We start from the raw sequence: 20,254 nt of genomic DNA on the forward strand, positions 1-20,254 counted from the left end.
GGAAGTAATAGTAGACAAAAAGCAAGATTAAAAGTTGCCAAAGTCCACGCTAAGATTGCTCGTTGCCGAGAAGATTTTCTACACAAGCTATCCCGCAAGATAGTTGACGAAAACCAAGTGATTGCTGTAGAAGATCTAGGAGTTAAAAATATGGTTAAAAACCATAAACTAGCCAAGTCAATTAGCGATTGTGGTTGGGGAATGTTTGGTACAATGCTCAAGTACAAAGCCGAAAAAGAAGGGAAAACCTATATCGAAATTGATCGGTTTTTCCCTTCTTCTAAAACTTGTAACGTCTGTCTAAATCAAGTCGGTAGTTTACCACTTGATATTAGAAGTTGGACTTGCGAACATTGTCAAACTACCCATGACCGTGATATTAATGCGTCGATCAATATCAAAAATGAAGCCTTGCGGATACTTCGACTATGCTCAGTACAAGTTTTATCGTTGGGAACCAGCGATACTGCTAGTCTGAGGGGATGTCAGTCACCGGAACAAACTTCTGTTTCTTCTGATGCTATCCCCGTTGATGCTAGAAGCCCACACTTATTCGTAGAGAAGTGTGGGTAGTTCACATTCCTTGGAGATTTAAGATTAGGAATTCTACTCCCCTCGGCTGGTAGGAGAAGGCTTGGGGCAAAGGTCAAACAATTTTTGCCAGAGAATCAGTTAGGACAAATTAGGCCAAGTGAAATAAAACTATAGGAAACTTCAAATAAATATATAAAAAAACAACAATTTTTAGCAATTTGTAGAATAACATCAAATAATTTCTTACAATTGGACTGGTGTAACCAAGTCGATAAGTTCAGGGTGACAGAACAACAGCGTTAGCTGGTATTACAAAATCTTATGTTAATCGCTCGTGCCGGAATGTAGTCCAATCGTTGACGGTAATGCTGCACAGGCTTTTCCTGACTTAGATTATACTTCACCCGATTGAGAACGGCGATCAAATGGATGTTTAAAATTTTTTTCAGCCTTTTTTAAAAATCCCATGACTTTACTAGGATTATCACCCCTCTGTTCCCCTAATTCCATCAGCAATATTCCCATGGAGTTTCTGACTTTTAGTTCAGAATTGCTGATCATTTTTATTCACTATGTTTTAGGTTTTTTACTGATTAATCATTTATTAACGCCCCCTCGGTTAAAACCTTCCTTTCTGTCTAAGGTGGTAAAATCTTTAAACATCAATTGGGCTGATTCTCAACCCTTAATCAGAATTTTGGGGTTTTTAGGATTAGCTGTGATTGCCAATGGAACTCTACATCTAATCCATTTATTAATGTGGAAATATCCCCTAAATAAAGCATTAGGAGAAAGTCAAGTTATTATTGCTTTAATCTTTTTCTTTAGCATCGGGGGATTAATTCAGATAATTAATTCTTACCGAGTTAAAAAACCCTTGATTGATTCCTTAACCACCGATGAAACTGAGGATAAAATTTCTCCATCCCATTCCACATTAGATAAACTGCGATCTAATTTTAATAATTTGTTTAAAGTGGATGCCACTTTTCCCTTTAAACTAGATTTCCAGCAACCCATTGAAGAAGTTTTAAAACTGACTAAATTTTCTATTGATAAGGCGGCGGATGCTATTTTATGGGTGGGAGAAGATGGAGAAATTTTATATGTCAATGACGCCGCCTGTCGTTCTCTGGGTTATGCACCCGAAGAATTATTAAGTTTAACCATTCATGATATTAACCCAGATTTTCCAGCCTCCTCCTGGTCATTACATTGGAAGATTTTAAGACGTTGTGGTTCTTTGAATATTGAGGCCCGTCATTGCACCAAACATAATCGGATTTTTCCCGTGGAAATTATGATTAATCATCTGAATTTTAATGGGAGAGAATATCAATGTGCCTTTGCCCGAGATATTAGCGATCGCAAACAAATTGAACGAAAATTACGAGAACGTCAAGGAGAATATCGATCCCTAGTTGCTAACATTCCGGGTGCAGTTTATCGAGGGGTTTTAGAAGAAGATCGGATGATGGTGTTTCTCAGTCAAGGGATTGAAGTGATTACCGGATATCCGGCGACGGAGTTTATTCAAAATCGAGTTCGCTCCTTTAATAGTATTATTCATCCCGATGATTTGGCGAAAGTTAAACGCAAAATTCGGGTTAGTTTTGAATCTCGACAACCCTATATTTTAGAATACCGTTTAATTAGAATTGATGGCAGTATTCGTTGGGTATATGAAAAAGGACAGGTTATTTTCACCGAAGAAGACTCAATTTGTTGGTTAAATGGAGCCATTTTTGATATTACCGAAAAACGCCAAGCCTCTGAAGCCTTGAAAGCCAGTGAAGAACGGTTAAAATTAGCTTTAGCTGGAACTGATCAAGGATTATGGGATTGGAATTTAGTCACAGGAGAGGTTTATTTTAGTCCCCAATGGAGTTCAATGTTGGGGTATGAAGCTAACAAAATTCATGGAAAAGCCCGCTCTTGGTTAAAGTTAGTTCATCCAGAAGATCGGGATCAAGTCGTTGAAGTCCTCAAACAACATTTAGAGGGAAAAACGCCCTTTTGTCAAATTGAACATCGGATGTTAAGCCGTTCTGGGGAATGGAAATGGATTCTGAATCAGGGTAAAGTAGTGGTGCGGGATGAACAGCAACAGCCCCTGAGAATGACCGGGACTGTAAAAGATATTGGCGATCGGCGAAAAGCCGAAGAAGCCTTACGTCAATCGGAAGCCCGAGAACGAGCCAAAGCCCAACAATTAGAACTAACATTAATGGAATTAGGACAGGCTCAAGCCCAACTAATTCAAACCGAAAAATTATCCAGTTTAGGTCAATTAGTCGCCGGAATTGCCCATGAAATTAATAACCCGATTACCTTCATTTATGGCAACATTAACTACGCCAGTCAATATATCCAAGACCTATTGCAATTAATCGCCCTTTATGAACAGCATTATCCCCAACCCCATGGCGAAATTAAACAACATCGAGAAACCATTGAATTAGATTTTATTCTCGATGACTTACCCAAAATTTTATCCTCAATGGAAGTCGGGGCTAACCGGATTCGGGAAATTGTGCTATCACTGCGTAACTTTTCTCGATTAGATGAAGCTGACATGAAACCCGTTAACATTCATGATGGCTTAGAAAACACTTTATTGATTTTACAACATCGACTACGCCCCCAAGCGAATAACCCCCGGGATAAACGAAATCCTCCCATTGAAATCATTAAAGAATATGGAAACCTTCCTAAAACCGAATGCTATCCGGGTCAGTTGAATCAAGTGTTTATGAATCTCTTAAATAATGCCATTGATGCCGTATTAGAAGGAGAATCTAAGTTTTTGCACCCCCTTCCCCATCATAATTCCCCCGCACCCGGATGGCAAATTTCTGCTACCTCCCCCACAATTAGGATTCGGACAGAATTGAATGAAGCTAACCGAGTAGTTATCCGAATTACTGATAATGGAAATGGTATGACGGAACGGGTCAAACACCGTTTATTTGAACCATTTTTTACCACCAAACCAGTCGGGAAAGGTACGGGTTTAGGATTAGCAATTAGTTATCAAATTATTGCTAAACATCATGGCAAACTTTTCTGTTTTTCTGAAGTGGGAAAAGGCACGGAATTCGTGATAGAATTACCTTTAAAACAAGAGTTTAGACGCAATTCTAATCTCCTTTTGGAAGTCCACTCCTCCACCGCCTAACCCATTACCCTGTTACTGAGCCAAGTCGAAGTTATTACCCATTCGTAATTCGTAATTCGTAATTCGTAATTCGTAATTCGTAATTCGTAATTCCCTATCCCTTAACATGAACCGGAAGCCAAACACTAAAAATAGAACCCTCATCCATCTGACTTTCCACCGTAATTACCCCCCCGAGAATTTGACATAAACGCTGACTAATAGCTAGTCCCAACCCAGTACCGCCAAATCGTTTGGTTGTAGAAACATCTGCTTGAATAAAGGGTTTAAAAATATGTTGTAATTGATCTTCGGTCATCCCAATTCCCGAATCTTTAACCCGGAACACTAAATATTCAGAGGAATTAGCAACCATTCCATACATAAATTCATCATCTTCTGGAATCGGGGGTTTTTCTTGAGTGCGTTCAGCAATTAAATAAATGATTCCTTTTTCGGTAAATTTAGAAGCATTACTGAGTAAATTTAACAGAATTTGTCGAACTTTTGGCATATCGGCATACATGGTTCCAATATCGGGTTTCATCTTCACTTTCAAAACATTATTATTTTTTTCTGCTAAAGGTGTAGCGGTGGTAATCACATCTTCTATGAGTTTATCAACGGGGAAATTTTCTAAATAGAGAGTAACATGACCCGCTTCAATTTTAGAAATATCTAAAATATCACTAATCATATCCCGCAGATGTTTTCCAGCAGTTTGAATCCGTTCTAAGTCAGGTAAAAAGTCCGTATATCCCAAATCTTCCGATTCATCATGCAGCATTTCACTATAGCCAATAATCGCATTTAACGGCGTGCGAAGTTCATGACTCATATTGGCTAAAAACACACTCTTAGAACGGTTAGCTGCCTCCGCCATAATTTTGGCTTTCTGTAATTCTTCCGTATATTCAGCTACCCGTTGAATCAGATGATTTAAAGATTGGGTGAGCACCCCAATTTCATCGGAACTGGTCACAGGAGCTTGCAGAGCAAAATCCGATTCTTCACTCACCTGTTCGGCGACCTTAATCATAATATCTAAGGGAGTCGCAATTATATGACCCGTAAAAATTGCAAATATTATTGCTAATCCACTGGATAAAACCACCGTGATAATAATAATATTATTACGAATAGACTCGATTCTTTCATAATCGCTCAGAGCCATTTCAGCCCGCTTTCTGAATCGATTTTCCAGTTGGGTTGTTTCAGCATAAACCGGATAGACTTGAATAATTCCACTGCTGCGATTCAAGTTAATCAAAGATTTTTGAACCGATTGTAAAATTTGGGGACTCAGATTCGGTTTTTCCGTAGTTTGAATCAGGGTTTCAAACTGTTCTGAATAGTTAGTCAACCGTTCTTTATAGCGTTGAGTTAAGTCCTGTAAGGCTTGATAATCCTGTTGAATTTTAATATCCGTTGTTTCAGGAATATCTTGGAGTTGTTGCAATTGATTATTCATCACAAAGATATTTGAACGCAGGGCGGAAACTCCCCGTTCAATTTTTTCTATATCCTTGCCGTTACTCAAGAACTGCACCAGATTATCCTGATGATGCTTTAACTGGAGCAGACTTTGGCTAAGTCCATCGAGAACGTTGGCTTTTTTCTGGTCAATGGCTAATTGAGTACGCAAAGGTCGCACCGAATAGGTCGATACCAGAAATGCTGAGGTTACACCCATAAGGACAACCCCGATGACCAACCCATAACCCCAGCCAATTTTTTGCCGAATGCTTAAACGATTAAACAAAGACAGGACAGTGGCAGGGGCGGTTTTACTTTTGGTTAAGTTATGTTTAGACGAAATTAGAGACATCCGTGAGGTCGCTCTTAGCCGGGAAGTTTATACTATATTCTATGCCAGGTTACGAGGATATTCTTTCCTAATATTTTAGCCAATTATATTCTATTCAATTTCAGCGAAATCAGTAACACTTGTGATCACTTAGAAAATCCATAACACTTTTTCGACATTCTGTCAATCGTAAGTATGACAGTTTTAGATCTGGTACGCACGTCTTCAAAACCCCTAGTTTCCGCATTTAGACTCAGAGTAAACTGTAGATATTAGAGTGTACGCTTTTTGTTTAGTGCTAAGAGTATCACATAACTGTATCAGTTTCCCTCAAGTGCAAAAATTTAAATTTCAAGTTTAATTAACCCATACATTTGTTGAAAGACCAGCCAAACCAAGGAAAATCAGGTATGTCATCTAACCATAATTCTATTCAAGATCAAGTGAAAACTGTCGTTTTCATCGATTCTAGTGTCGAAAACTACGAAACATTATTGCAAGGGGTTGATCCCAGTGCAGAAGTTATTATACTTGATCCAAATCAAGATGGAATCGCTCAAATTAGTTCTATTCTTTCTACCCAAAAAGATATCGATGCCCTCCATATTATTTCTCATGGTGAAAGTGGGAGTTTACGGTTGGGCAATACAGTTTTAGATCAAAATACCCTGAGTAAATATACTGAACAGTTCCAAAAATGGCAAACCGGATTAAGTGAAAATGCTGATATTTTATTATACGGATGTAATGTTGCGTCTGGAAGTTTAGGACAATCGTTCGTTACAAATTTATCCCAACTGACTCAAGCCGATATCGCCGCTTCTAATGACTTAACTGGAAACACAGCATTCGGCGGAAACTGGGCATTAGAAGTTCAAACTGGAAATATTGAAACTGCTTTAGCTTTTAGTAAAAATGCGATTATAAATTATAGTGGTATTTTGGTTCTACCAGCAACTAATTTTACCTCCATTACCTCCACTGCGGTACTTTCTAGCTACAGTGCTGCCGGTGCTAATGCCGGTAATTCGGGTACAAACTATACAATGAATTATGGAACAGGAAATGACGTAAAGTTAACTTCTTTTCAAGCTGGTGTAGATACTTACAATGTAGTTGCTAATTTAGATATTCTCAAGTTAAAAAGAGTTAATAATCCCCTCGTAACAGGGGTAATGAACACCCTGTGGTTCGATGGTAGTGGCAGTGGTACTACGATTACGATGAAACCCAGCTATCAGGACAACATGGAAAAGGCATTGTTAAGCCCTATTTTGAATATGGGGGTTGACAATCTATTTACTAACAGGGATGATACTAATAATAATAATATTGAACGGGCGGACTTTGTATCAACATCAAGTTTAACAGCACCGACACAGCATACCAAAGTTGGCTTTTTTATTGGAGATCGATCTAATTCTACTAACTTCGACTCAGTTAAAATCGCAGCAATTACAGGAATTGATGCCGGTAATAACCCACTGAGCTTTGGAAATTTAGTCACCGTAAATACAACAGACTGGGGGGATTCTGGAATTACTATCCCTAAAGGACAAATAACACGTCGTAGTGACAACAATACCCCACCAGATACAGTACAACGTTTTTCAAATGAAGCCGGCTTACAAAATATCTTTGGTGTATATGTTAGCTTTGCAGATTTAGGTATCAATCCAGGGGATACCTTCTATGGTTACGCCCTATTTCCCCCGGATGTTACCTCTGCGATGGATCGTATTGGATTAACCAATGTTCCATTAAATACAGGTAATGGTGGTGGGTTAGATCTGATTACCGGTGGGTTATTAGTAAGTAGTATTATTACTGAACCCCCCGTTGTTGACCTCAATGATAATCAGGGTATTAATGGATTTAACTACAGTACAATCTTTACTAAAGGCGATATTATTCCAGTTAATATTGCTAGTAATAGTCTTGCTACAGTCAGCGATCCTAATGATGATATTATCAGCCTCACCCTCAAGATTTCTAATGTTTCCGATGGAGTTGCAGAAGTATTAACAATTGGGAATGTAGATTTTCCCCTAAATGTAAACAAAACATCACCAGCAATTACAGTAGGTGGCACCAGTTTCAATGTTGTCTATAATGACACTCTCAAGCTAGTTACAATAACTCGACCTGGTGGCAGTGTTATTCCAACGGCTGACTTACAAACTTTATTACGTGGCATTACCTACAAGAATACTTCAGTAAATCCTACGGGGGGCGATCGGACAGTTACCGTAACTGCTAGTGATGGTATTTATACCAATGTTAATCCGGCTGTTAGTACAATTACAGTTAACGACCCCCCCACCAGCGGCCCCAACGCCACCACCATCCCAGAAGACCCCAGCGTCCCCTACACCTTCAGTAGCAGTGACTTCCCCTTCAACGATATCGATGGAGACACCCTACAAACGGTCAAAATTACCCAACTTCCTGCTAACGGTCAACTGTTCTACAACGGTAGCCCCGTCACCAGCTTACCCGTAGGGGGACTAGACATCCCCATCGCCAATATCGCTCAACTGCAATTTCAACCCGACCCCAACGAAAACGGCACGAACTACGCCAACTTCAACTTCCAAGTCGGTGACGGAACCGTCTTTAGTGGTGATAACACCTTCACAATTAACGTCACTCCAGTTAACGACCCCCCCACCAGCGGCCCCAACGCCACCACCATCCCAGAAGACCCCAGCGTCCCCTACACCTTCAGTAGCAGTGACTTCCCCTTCAACGATATCGATGGAGACACCCTACAAACGGTCAAAATTACCCAACTTCCTGCTAACGGTCAACTGTTCTACAACGGTAGCCCCGTCACCAGCTTACCCGTAGGGGGACTAGACATCCCCATCGCCAATATCGCTCAACTGCAATTTCAACCCGACCCCAACGAAAACGGCACGAACTACGCCAACTTCAACTTCCAAGTCGGTGACGGAACCGTCTTTAGTGGTGATAACACCTTCACCATCAACGTCACTCCAGTTAACGACCCCCCCACCAGCGGCCCCAACGCCACCACCATCCCAGAAGACCCCAGCGTCCCCTACACCTTCAGTAGCAGTGACTTCCCCTTCAACGATATCGATGGAGACACCCTACAAACGGTCAAAATTACCCAACTTCCTGCTAACGGTCAACTGTTCTACAACGGTAGCCCCGTCACCAGCTTACCCGTAGGGGGACTAGACATCCCCATCGCCAATATCGCTCAACTGCAATTTCAACCCGACCCCAACGAAAACGGCACGAACTACGCCAACTTCAACTTCCAAGTCGGTGACGGAACCGTCTTTAGTGGTGATAACACCTTCACCATCAACGTTGAACCCACACCGGAACCAACGGTAACGCCCACCCCCGTACCAACGGTAACGCCCACACCGGAACCAACGGTAACGCCTACCCCCGTACCAACTCCGGCACCCACCCCTGTACCCACCCCCGTACCCACACCAGCACCGGAAAATATTTCCCCAGTAGCAGACAACCTGAATGCTGCGGTTTTACCGAATAGTAAGATTCCAGTCTCACTATCGGGAAGTGATTCTGATGGTAGTATTGCCAGTTTTACCATCACTAGCTTACCGGATATCGCTGATGGGGTATTACTGCTCAACGGTCAACCCGTACAGTTAAATCAGGTTTTAACACCTCAAGAAGCCGCTCAACTGCAATTCCAAGCCATAGGAACCTTTAATGGGGGTAGTTTTGGTTATACGGTCACGGATAATCAAGGAGCCACTGACGCCACCCCGGCTACGGTAACTTTGATTCAGCCTGTGGTGAATCAACCTCCGAATGCTAATAATATTAACCTGGTTTTAACTCCGAATAGTACGACGACGGTTTCCTTATCTGGACAAGATCCTGATGGAACGGTAGCGAATATCACGATTAGTAGCTTACCTGATGTAGCCGATGGGGTATTGCTGCTCAATGGTCAACCTGTGCAGGTAAATCAGGTTTTAACGCCTCAAGAAGCCGCTCAACTGCAATTCCAAACCACAGGCAACTTTAATGGTGGTAGTTTTACTTATACGGTTACGGATAATCAAGGTTTAATTTCCCCAAGTCCTGCCGTTGTTAACTTAATTTCGCCGGCGGTGAATCAACCGCCTGTAGCGAATAACCTGAACATTTCTGTCACCCCAAATACCACTGTGCCCGTGAGCTTATCAGGAACTGATCCCGATGGCACAGTTGCCAGCTTTAAGATTACTAGCTTACCGGATATCGCTGATGGGGTGCTGCTCCTGGATGGTCAACCTGTAACAGCTAATCAGGTTTTAACGCCTGAACAAGCCTCTCGCCTGCAATTTCAATCTACAGGTAGTTTTAATGGCAGTGGCTTTAGTTACACAGTCACGGACAATCAAGGCTTGACTTCTGCCGGAGCCGGAAGCATTGGCTTGATTGAACCTCCCGTCAATCAACCTCCGATTCCCAATAACTTAAATACTCTTGTTGTTCCCAATAGCACCGTAAATACACCTACCTTATCGGGAACAGATATCGATGGAACCATAGTAAATTATACGATTACTAATTTACCTGATCAGACAGATGGGGTGTTATTACTGAATGGAAACCCTGTCACCCTGAATCAAACTATTACACCCGAACAGGCTGCTCAACTGCAATTTCAAGCTACAGGAAACTTTGACGGCGGTGGCTTCAGTTACACCGCGACAGATAATCAAGGGACGGTTTCGGTGCAGTCGGCAATAGTTGATTTAGTCCTGGTGGATGTTAACCAACCTCCTACCGCCAATAACCTGAACGTTCCCTTCTTGCCCAATAGTATCTCGTTCATTCCCCCGCTATCGGGGACGGATGCCGATGGTACGATCGCTAATTTTACGATAACTCAACTGCCTAATCCCGCCGATGGTGTGCTGCTGTTGAATGGAAAACCTGTCGAACTGAATCAAATCCTCACCCCCGAAGAGGCAACGCAACTGCAATTTCAATCTACAGGTTCTTCAAACGAGGTTATTTTTGCCTATAAAACCATTGATAACGAAGGATTGATTTCTCCGACAGCGGCTACGGTGTCTTTAGTTCCCCTGGATGTGAATTTGCCTCCGGTTGCTAACGATTTGGCTCTGTCCGTACAACCCAATAGCACCGTCAACGTGCCACCCCTCTCGGGAACAGATGCCGATGGTACGATCGCTAGTTTTACGATAACTCAACTGCCCGATCCGGCCGATGGGATACTGCTCCTCAATGGTCAACCTGTAACCGCCAATCAGGTTTTGACCCCAGAAGAAGCCTCTCAACTGCAATTTCAATCTACAGGTAACTTCGATGGCGGTGGCTTTAGTTTCACGGTCACGGATGATCAAGGCGCTACATCAACTGGGACGACTGTCAACTTAAACTTTCAGCCCATACCGAATCAGCCCCCCGTGGCCACAAGCAAGACTCTGGAAGCCACCGCCAATACCCCGATCAGCTTTAATGTTCTGGATCAAACTACTGATGCCGATGGCACGATCAATCTTGCTACGGTTGATCTCGATCCGAATACTCCAGGCCAACAAAAAACACTCACCCTGGAGAATCAAGGGACATTTGAAGTTGATGATCAGGGTAATATTACCTTTACCCCGGTTTCTGGGTTTGCTGGAGTTGCCACCCTCTCTTATACCGTCGAAGACGATCAAGGCAAGGTGTCCAATCCAGCCAAAGTTGAGATCACCCTTCCCAATCAACCCCCTATTGCTGAAAATGTCACCCTCGAGGGAGTGCTCAATAATTCTAGTGCGGTAGAATTACCGGATTTAGTAGTAACGGATTTGACTGGAACCGTTGTTAGCTATGACCTCACCAACTTACCGACTGCTGAAGAAGGAACATTATTCCTAGGTGAAACCCCCATTACCGATCCAACTCAGGTACAAGGACTCACCCCGGAACAAGTCCAAGCCCTAACCTTCACCCCCAATCCTAACTTTACGGGTTCCTTTGTTCTGAATTATCAAGCAACCGATAGTTTTGGTGCAACTTCCAATGTGGCAACCCTCAATATTTCTGTTGTCGCCGCACCCTCAGTAACACCTAGTCCCACACCTAGTCCCACCCCCAGTCCCGTTCCGACTCCCACTCCGGAACCGATACCCAGTCCCACTCCTAATCCCACCCCTGAACCCACTCCTACCCCCGAACCCACTCCCGCGCCCACCTCAACACCGTTACCTGCACCAAACCAGGAGTGTGGTATTTGTCTCCCGGCTCCTGAACTCCTAGACGTGGCGTTTCCTGAACCCCCTGTACTGGGTTTAATTTCTCCTAACCCAACCTCAAATATCCTTAACGGCACAGAGGATAACGATACCTTGACGGGAACGGTTCTGGATCAAAGTATTTTTGCCTTTGGTGGAGATGATTGGATTACCGCCTTTACAGGGAATGACAATATCTATGCTGGCGAGGGGAATGATACCGTTGATGCCACATCGGGCAATGACTTAGTAGAAGGGGCACTGGGTAATGATTATCTTCGGGGGAGTTATGGCAACGATACCCTGCAAGGTCAAGAGGGAAATGATATCCTCTTAGCGGGAATTGATGATCCTTCACTTTCCCAGGACTTAGAAGGACGGGATTTACTCTTGGGGGACACCGGAGATGATTTTCTCTCGGGTAACGAAAACAACGATACCCTGCTGGGGGGAGATGGCAATGATATTGGATATGGCGGTCAGGATGATGACCTGATATTTGGAGACCACGGTAGCGATACCCTCTATGGCGACCATGGTAACGATACCTTGATTGGCAGTCCTAGTGATGATTCGGCGATCCCAGCCCAGGAACAGGACGTCCTCTATGGCTACACCGGAGAGGATTTACTGCACGGAGGTATCGGTAACGATACGGTCTATGGTGGTACGGGCAATGATTTTATCTTTGGTGGCCAAGACGACGACTTGCTTCGAGGGGAGTTAGGGGCGGATACCATTTATGGGGATGAAGGCAATGACACCCTCTATGGTGACAACCTGAATATCGATGGTGAAACCGATCCTCTGAGTAACGAAGGAGATGGCCCCGATCTACTCTGGGGCGGAGCCGGAGATGATGTCATCTATGGTAACCGCAATAACGACACCCTGATGGGGGGTGAGGGTAGCGATACGGTTTATGGCGGTGAACAAGATGATGTCCTCTATGGAGATGGGGGAAATGATCTCCTCTATGGTGACCAAGGCACGGATATCCTCTGCGCTGGCGATGGGGATGACACAATCTATGGGGGTGTCGGAGGTGAGAATATTGTGGGGAATAGTTCCGACCGAGATCAACTCAGTGGCGGTGCGGGCAATGACCTGATCTTGGCTAATGAGGGAGAAAATCTACTTTGTGGCGGTGATGGTAATGATAGCCTCTACAGTGGACAACAGAACGATACCTTGAACGGCGGGGCTGGGGATGATTGGTTGTTTGGGGATCTTGGTGATGATTTGATCACCGGAGGTATAGGTAAAGATCGTTTTGTTATCGGTGCTGATACTGGTTTCGACCAGATTACAGATTTCCAAGTAGGAGAAGATTTCTTGGTCTTGGCGAATGGTCTAACACTGAACCAACTGACTATTATCCAAGAGGGAACTTCCACCTTAATTAATCTGGGAGATCAGCCCCTAGTGCGTCTGGCGGGTGTACAGACAAATTTAATTACTTCTAATAGCTTTCAGGTCTTAGGTTAAGCTAGATCCGTAGCGTCTTAAAACCCGTACTATTTGTGACTCGATCTCGTGATTCCCAAAAGTTGATTTTTTCCTACCTCTTTGCCTCTATAACCGGTCTACTGGTCTTGTTATGGACGCTCAGGGGTCTATCTGTTTTAGCATTTATCCCGGGTTATGTGATTTGGATTTTGCTATTTCTGTCTATTGCGACTGGAATTATAAGTTCGGTGAGCCGATAAACTTGAGTTTCTAGGTTCACCGAACCTAATATATTATCTGCTTTGTAGCCATTGCAAGATGGACTAGATATTGCCCCTTGCTGTAATATTGCATGAAGGGGGTTTAGAACTCACAAAAGATTTTCAAATGTTGTTGTAGACCATTTAAGGAGAGGACATGACCCAAGTTATTCTGGGTGAAAATGAACAGCTAGAGTCAGCTTTAAGACGTTTTAAGAGGGAAGTTTCTAAGGCTGGTATTTTGGCGGATGTTAGAAAAAACCGTCACTTTGAAACCCCTCCAGAGAAGCGTAAGCGTAAGGCGATCGCTAATCAACGTCAAAGACGTGCTTTCCGCAAAAAACGGACATCGTAGCTCTAGTTTTGGTGATTTTCAAGACCTGAAAACTGCTTTTGTATCTACCGTGCCCCGACTCCCGCTTAATGCCTCATGGATGAAGCAGGGAGTAACGTCGCGGATTTTGCTTTTTATGATCATCTTTAATTTTGACGTTTCAATTCTGACGGTTATATATAATGAATGAATTTAAACCCTTTTATTCTTCTGGATAAATTAGTTGATTTACTACTAGCTTAATTCGGAGAGTGACAAAAGAGAGTTAAGTCCCATTATTATATAGAAATAACTTGAAACTGATTAGTGGGACTTAAACAAAAATAAGGAGGGAAATAGATGATAATGATTATAGAGCAAGCAGATAACGTTAAAGAATAACCCATGAAAGAGACAACCCCGGCAGCGATGCCCCCTTGCTTCGATAGATGGTGTGGTCGATTTGACGATATTTTCGGCCATCAAGCCCAAAAACGGGAATTTAGGAACTATTTAGGGGGATTATTGGGAGAAAGTGAGCGAAAAAACCTGTCGCAAATGGCGAATAACGCCGTAGGAGTAACTTACCACCGATTACACCACTTTTTAACCGAAGCTCCTTGGTCAGCAATGAAACTAAATCAGCGTCGGCTGGAGGTGATGAATCAGTGTAAGCAAACCCAGATTAGTCGGGGATTTGCTCTAATTATTGATGATTCAGGACATCGAAAAAGCGGAAATTTTACCGATGGAGTCGGACGACAATACATCGGAGAAATCGGAAAAACCGACAATGGAATTGTAGCAGTAACGAGCCATCTATACGATGGCAAAAAAAGCTTACCATTAGATATAGAATTATATCAAAAAGCCGAGTCATTACCCTTAGGAAAAGCCGACCCCGAATTTAAAAAGAAACCAGAAATAGCATTAGAATTAATAGAGAGGAGCTTAGACAGAGGATATCGACCGGGAATTGTGCTAACAGATGCCGGGTATGGAAATAACACAAGTTTTTTACAAGAGTTAGAGAAAAAAGGATTAAAATATATAGGGGGAGTCGCCAAGAATCGAAAGGTAATCCTCAAAAAAGGGGAAGATGAAACCGAGGAAACTCGATTAGATAATTTAGCTAAATCGTTGCCCCAAGGAGCTTTTAGTGAAATTCAACTCCAACTGGAAAAACCCAAAACTGTGTGGGTAGCAACAAAAGAAATTGAATTATCAAAGTATGCAGGGAAGAAAGTAATAGCCATCGTCATGAATGCTGCTACTTTCGACCAAGCCAGTGATATTGATTATTTAATGACTAATGTTGAAGCTTCAAAAGCTACAGGAGAGTGGATAGTAACGACCTATTCACAAAGAAATTGGATAGAAGTTTTTTACAGGGAAGCAAAGGGCTGGTTAGGGCTAAAAGAATATCAAGTCCGAGATAAAAGAAGTCTAATCAGACATTGGATTTTGGTATTTTGTGCCTATACTTTTATTCTCTGGCATAGTTTAACTGGAGGGTTAAGACGTCGATGGGCGAACAAACCCTTAAACACATTTGTTGATGCCCTTGAAGCCTTTCGCACAGCGATTTCTTTTCGATTTGTGGAGTGGCTCCAGGATAATAGGGATGTATTTGCAGCCTACAAAGCAAGTTTAGGCTTGATTTGGGCTTGATTTTTGTTTAAGTCCCATTATTTGCCGTATCAATAGCGGGACTTCCTGTTAATAATGGATGAATTAAAACCCCATTAATGGGTTGTAAATCCCCTAATAAAGCATCAGCAACCAATTGAATATTAGGAGTTGCTTTCGTATCATTAGAATTTAATTCATTAGTTTGAATATTACCGCCACCGTCATTAAATTCGGTTCCAGTATGGTGTTTAACGTTCCAAGGATTTCCGCCATTATTAGCAATATTTTTGGATAAAATCGTATTTGTCAAGGTAACATTTGTACCCCCTCCCCAAAATCCACCTCCTTGAAATCCAGCATAATTATTGGCAATTGTGGTATTAATAATATTAGTTGAATTAGTACCATTAACGAGGGTAATTGCACCCCCTAAACCACTATTTTCGTCAATAGATTCGGCGCGATTTCCTGAAAAAGTGCTATTTGTAATGGTAGTAGGAGAGGTTTCACCCACCCATAAACCGCCACCTTGACTATAGGCTCGATTATTAGCAAATGTTGTATTATTTAGGGTTAATTCAGCATTTCCAGAACGTATTCCTCCTCCTAAAGAATTGCCGTTATTATTGGCTTGAATTGTATTATTAATAATTGTGCTATTTTCTACAATAATTTTATCGGGAGGATAGGCAAATAGAAATAATCCTCCCCCCTGTCCAGAACCCGTATTTCCATCAAATACGGAGTTATTAATCCGAATAATTCCACCTGTTGATCCTGGGGTAGCATTAGCTCCAGAAGCGTTTGCACCATCGGTGTAAATGGCTCCACCTGCGCCGTGATAGTTACTTGAACCATTTGGAATTGTACCCCCTGGAACAGAAGTATTGTTAATAAATTTGGAATTATCAACAGTTAAATTACCCAATAAATGATTAATTGCACCGCCATTTATTCCCTTATTATTAGTAAATTCACTATTAGTAACTGTGAGAGAACCTGCGCTTTTTGTGGCGATCGCACCGCCTCCCCGTTCACTCCCGCCTAATGTGCCATCATTATTATTAAATTTGCTATTAATAACAACCGTATTGCTCCTAAAACCCGTATATATTCCGCCTCCAAATTGAGCGATATTATTATTCAGTTCACTATCTTCTAAACTCAGGTTGGTTGAACCTTGCATCCGAGTTCCACCCCCTGCACCCGCTTCATTAATTCCCTCAGCTTTCCCATTAGTGATAATCAGGTTTTTTAGGGTTGTATTAGTGGGTTGAAATTGGGGACTAACTTGAAGTTCAAAGACGCGAAATTGATTGTCTCCGCTAATAGTAATTTTACCAGGAGTTGCACTAGAAATGAGTCCATCAATGGTAATACTTTTATTAATATTTAATTGGCCACTGGTGAGTAGAATAGTTGGGTTAGGTTCATTGGCTAAACTCGAATCAAATTGAATAATATCCCCAGGTTGAGCTTCAGCGATCGCTTCTCTCAAAGAACCCACACCATTATCATTTAAGTTAGTAACAATCAAGTTTGCCATTTTATTTCATCCTCAATTTATAGAATTTTAACAATATTTCATCCTTAAAAATAATACAAAAATTTGTTTCATTTTTAAGGATAAATCAAACCTTAGTTCGGGTTAAAAGCTAAACCAATAAAATCTTCAGAAGTTAATAAATTAGGATTAAATCCTTTTAAGGTTGCCAAAATTTCCCCTGTACTTGAAACTTGAATTAAAGTATTGTTTTCGACCTGGTTAAATTCTAATTTTTCAAAAGTTAATCCTCCAGTTAAACCGATAAAGTCTTCCTCATCGGTGAAGTCATCTATCCAATTATTACCTTGATTTTCTCCTAAAACAAAAGTATCTTGTCCTTTCCCTCCCCATAATAAATCATCTCCCAAATCTCCACTAATCAAATCATCTCCATCTCCCCCTAAAAGCGTGTCATTTCCCTGGCCGCCATAGAGAGTATCATTACCTGTTCTTCCCTTTAAAAAATCATTCCCTAAATTACCAAAGATTAGGTCATTATCTTCCCCTCCACAAATCATGTCATTATCTTGTCCACCATATATAATATCGTTTCCAAATCCTCCTTGTAATAAATCATCTCCCTGATTTCCAAATAAAATATCGTTGTCTTCATTCCCAACTAAAGTATCATTTCCTAAATCTCCAAAAAGAGTATCATTCCCTTGATTTCCCCAAACTAAATCATTTCCTTGACCTCCATAAATAATGTCATTTCCACTTCCGCCTTGAAGGTTATCATCTCCTAAATTTCCCCAAATAATATCATCACCATCCTCACCTAAAACAAAGTCATTTTCCTGACCTCCATAAATACTATCGTCTCCCAAATCTCCGGTTATATAATCATCTCCTTGATTTCCAAATAAAATATCATTTCCAAACCCACCATCCAAGTTATCATTTGCTTCTAAACCATAGAGAATATCGTCAGTATCTCGACCTAAAATCCCATCTGCTTCAGGTGTTCCTAACCCATTAGTTTGTTCGGGGTTAAAAATAGTATTAACAACAGGATTTTTAGCAGGTATGATATTAGGGATATCAATACATTGATCTTGTAATTCAAGTCCGCTTGTTTCGCCTGGTGCGGAAGTTGGTGTGGGTGTTGGAATAGGTTGTGCTGTGGGAGTTGGTGTGGGTGCGGGAGTTGGCGCGGGAGTTGGTGCTGGGGTTGGTGCGGGAGTTGGTGCGGGAGTTGGCGCGGGAGTTGGCGCGGGAGTTGGTGCGGGAGTTGGTGCGGGAGTTGGCGCGGGAGTTACCACTGAAAACTCATAAGCACCACTATCAATAATTGCTGTACCATTTTGATCACCATCCATAGGGCGAAGCTGACCGAGTTGATCCGTTGTAGGTGAATTATTACTACTTCCTGTATCAATAGCGGGACTTCCTGTTAAGAGTGGATGAATTAATAACCCATTAATGGGTTGTAAATCCCCCAATAAAGCATCAGCAACTAACTGAATATTAGCGGTTGCTTTGATATCATTAGGGTTTAATTCCGTCGTTTGAATATTTCCACTACCGTTGTTAAGTTGAGCAGTAACGTGATGGTTTGTATTCCAAGTATTTCCACCATTAAATGCTGTGTTTTTAGATAAAAGTGTATTGGTTAACGTAACATTTGTTCCTCCCGATGATATTCCTCCACCTAAAAAACCCGCATAATTATTAGCAATTGTTGTATTAATAATACTGGTAGCAGTTGTACCATTAGCCAGAGCAATTCCTCCGCCTATGCCTTTTGTTCCATCTTCAGATTCAGCCCTGTTTCCTGAAATTGTACTATTAATAATCGTCATGGGAATTTGTTCCCCAACCCACAAACCACCGCCTTGACTCAAAGCGTTATTATTCGCAACAGTTGTATTTTTAAGCGTGAAATTTCCATTGTTTCCCGGTCTAATTCCTCCCCCATAACTATCACCTTTATCATTAAAAACAACACTATTATTAATGATAGTGCTATTTTCAACAATCATTTTATCGGGAGAATAACCATATAAATATAACCCCCCTGCTTGTCCGGCTGCGGTATTTCCATCAAACAAAGAATTATTAATCTGAATTGTTCTTACTGTTCCTTCTGATTTAGCACCATCGGAAAAAATTGCACCCCCATAACCATTAGAAATAGCAGGGCCAAGGTTAATATTTGCCCCGGGAACAGAAGTATTATTAATAAACTTAGAATTCTGAACATTTAAATCACAAATAACACTATAAATGGCTCCGCCATTAATTCCTTTATTATTAGTAAATTCACTATCAATAACCGTCAGATCCGTTTGACTATCGGTAGAAATTGCCCCGCCACCTCGTTCACTTCCTCCTGGTGTTCCATCATTACTATCGAATTTACTATTAATAATAATTGTATTAGTTCTATAGCCCGCAAAAAGACCTCCTCCATACTGAGCTATATTATTATTAACTTGACTATTTTCTAAAGTTAAAGTGTTCAATGTTTTAACTCTAACTCCTCCCCCTGCACCCTCTTGCTCAACTCCTTGGGCATTTCCATTAACAATAATTAGGTTTTTAAGCGTTGTATTCGTCGGTTGATTTTGAGCATCAGCTTGAACTTCTAATACTCGAAATTGGTTCTCACCACTAATAGTAATCGGAGTGGGAACTGTACCCGGAATTAGTCCATCAATGGTAACACTTTTATTAACATTTAATTGACCACTGGTGAGTTTAATGGTAGGATTTATTAAACTTGCTAAACTCGAATCAAATTGGATAATATCTCCGGGTTGAGCTAGGGCGATCGCTTCTCTTAAAGAACCCGTCCCATTATCATTTAAGTTGGTAACAATTACGGCAGCCATTACGAGTAATCCTAATTTTAGGTATGATTTTCAGACAATTATCTTTTCAATCACAGTTCATAAATATCCGGTTATCTGGGATATTTTTTTAATCTTCTAGCCTTTTTTGTCGAGGGCTAAAATAAATAGAATTAGCGATCGCAATTTCCCATGAAATTGGACAGAAAATTTCAACCCTTGATCATTTTGATCTAAGGGTTGAGAAAAACATGATACTGTTATTAGTCCATAAAAGACTAAGATTATAGTATAGAATTGGGCAAAACTTTTGATTTCTGAAAAAATCCCATTCTGGTGTTGATTAAAAAGAAGGGATTTAACCTCATTTTTGATAGGAAAAACTATCCTAGAAGCATTTCCTAAGCATAATCCCAGCCAAACGAGGGTTAAATTAAAATATCCAGAAAAGCACAAGGTTGAAACAGCAGGCATTTTTTAGACTCTCAAAGGGTGCATATTAGTAGATACATCCCT

9 protein-coding genes are annotated in these 20,254 nt (G+C 41.4%); 5 read left to right on the forward strand and 4 right to left on the reverse strand.

Annotated elements, in window-relative coordinates; all coding sequences use genetic code 11:
* Together PL9631_RS07485 and PL9631_RS07490 are read left to right on the forward strand one after the other, a co-directional pair.
* On the forward strand, positions 1-573 hold a 573-nt coding region (locus PL9631_RS07485; protein ID WP_083618596.1), incomplete at its 5' end, for an RNA-guided endonuclease InsQ/TnpB family protein.
* A gap of 427 nt (positions 574-1,000) precedes the next feature.
* Positions 1,001-3,712, forward strand: coding sequence for a PAS domain-containing protein (locus PL9631_RS07490; protein ID WP_083618598.1), 2,712 nt, complete (start codon positions 1,001-1,003; stop codon positions 3,710-3,712).
* Positions 3,713-3,806: 94 nt separating this feature from the next.
* Here PL9631_RS07490 and PL9631_RS07495 read toward each other — a convergent pair whose 3' ends face one another.
* Entirely contained in the window at positions 3,807-5,384 is a 1,578-nt protein-coding gene (locus PL9631_RS07495; RefSeq protein WP_231516670.1) for a sensor histidine kinase, read from the reverse strand.
* Positions 5,385-5,908: 524 nt separating this feature from the next.
* On the opposite strand from PL9631_RS07495, the gene PL9631_RS07500 reads away from it, so the two are divergent.
* The 3 genes from PL9631_RS07500 (at position 5,909) to PL9631_RS07510 (ending at position 15,439) form a co-directional block, all read left to right on the forward strand.
* Positions 5,909-13,234: a DUF4347 domain-containing protein gene (locus PL9631_RS07500; protein WP_083618602.1), complete on the forward strand. Its 7,326-nt coding sequence runs from the start codon at positions 5,909-5,911 to the stop codon at positions 13,232-13,234.
* A 378-nt stretch (positions 13,235-13,612) separates the two neighbouring features.
* A complete protein-coding gene (rpsU, locus tag PL9631_RS07505) occupies positions 13,613-13,810 on the forward strand; it encodes a 30S ribosomal protein S21 (protein WP_083618606.1) in 198 nt (65 codons plus the stop codon).
* A gap of 363 nt (positions 13,811-14,173) precedes the next feature.
* On the forward strand, positions 14,174-15,439 hold the full coding sequence (locus tag PL9631_RS07510) for an IS701 family transposase (protein WP_083618608.1): 1,266 nt from the start codon (positions 14,174-14,176) through the stop codon (positions 15,437-15,439).
* A 7-nt stretch (positions 15,440-15,446) separates the two neighbouring features.
* Here PL9631_RS07510 and PL9631_RS07515 read toward each other — a convergent pair whose 3' ends face one another.
* The 3 genes from PL9631_RS07515 to PL9631_RS07525 all read right to left on the reverse strand — a co-directional run bounded on the left by PL9631_RS07515 (position 15,447) and on the right by PL9631_RS07525 (position 20,212).
* Positions 15,447-16,946 carry a hypothetical protein gene (locus PL9631_RS07515; RefSeq protein WP_083618610.1) on the reverse strand — a complete coding sequence of 500 codons (1,500 nt, stop codon included), beginning with the start codon at positions 16,944-16,946 and terminating at the stop codon, positions 15,447-15,449.
* A gap of 92 nt (positions 16,947-17,038) precedes the next feature.
* On the reverse strand, positions 17,039-19,780 hold the full coding sequence (locus PL9631_RS07520) for a calcium-binding protein (protein ID WP_083618612.1): 2,742 nt from the start codon (positions 19,778-19,780) through the stop codon (positions 17,039-17,041).
* Positions 19,781-19,876: 96 nt separating this feature from the next.
* The gene (locus PL9631_RS07525) at positions 19,877-20,212 is read right to left on the reverse strand and encodes a hypothetical protein (protein ID WP_083618613.1); all 336 of its coding nucleotides are present in this window, start codon (positions 20,210-20,212) and stop codon (positions 19,877-19,879) included.
* Positions 20,213-20,254: the final 42 nt, after the last annotated feature.

The organism is Planktothrix paucivesiculata PCC 9631, assembly GCF_900009265.2.
Taxonomy (GTDB): Bacteria; Cyanobacteriota; Cyanobacteriia; order Cyanobacteriales; family Microcoleaceae; genus Planktothrix; species Planktothrix paucivesiculata.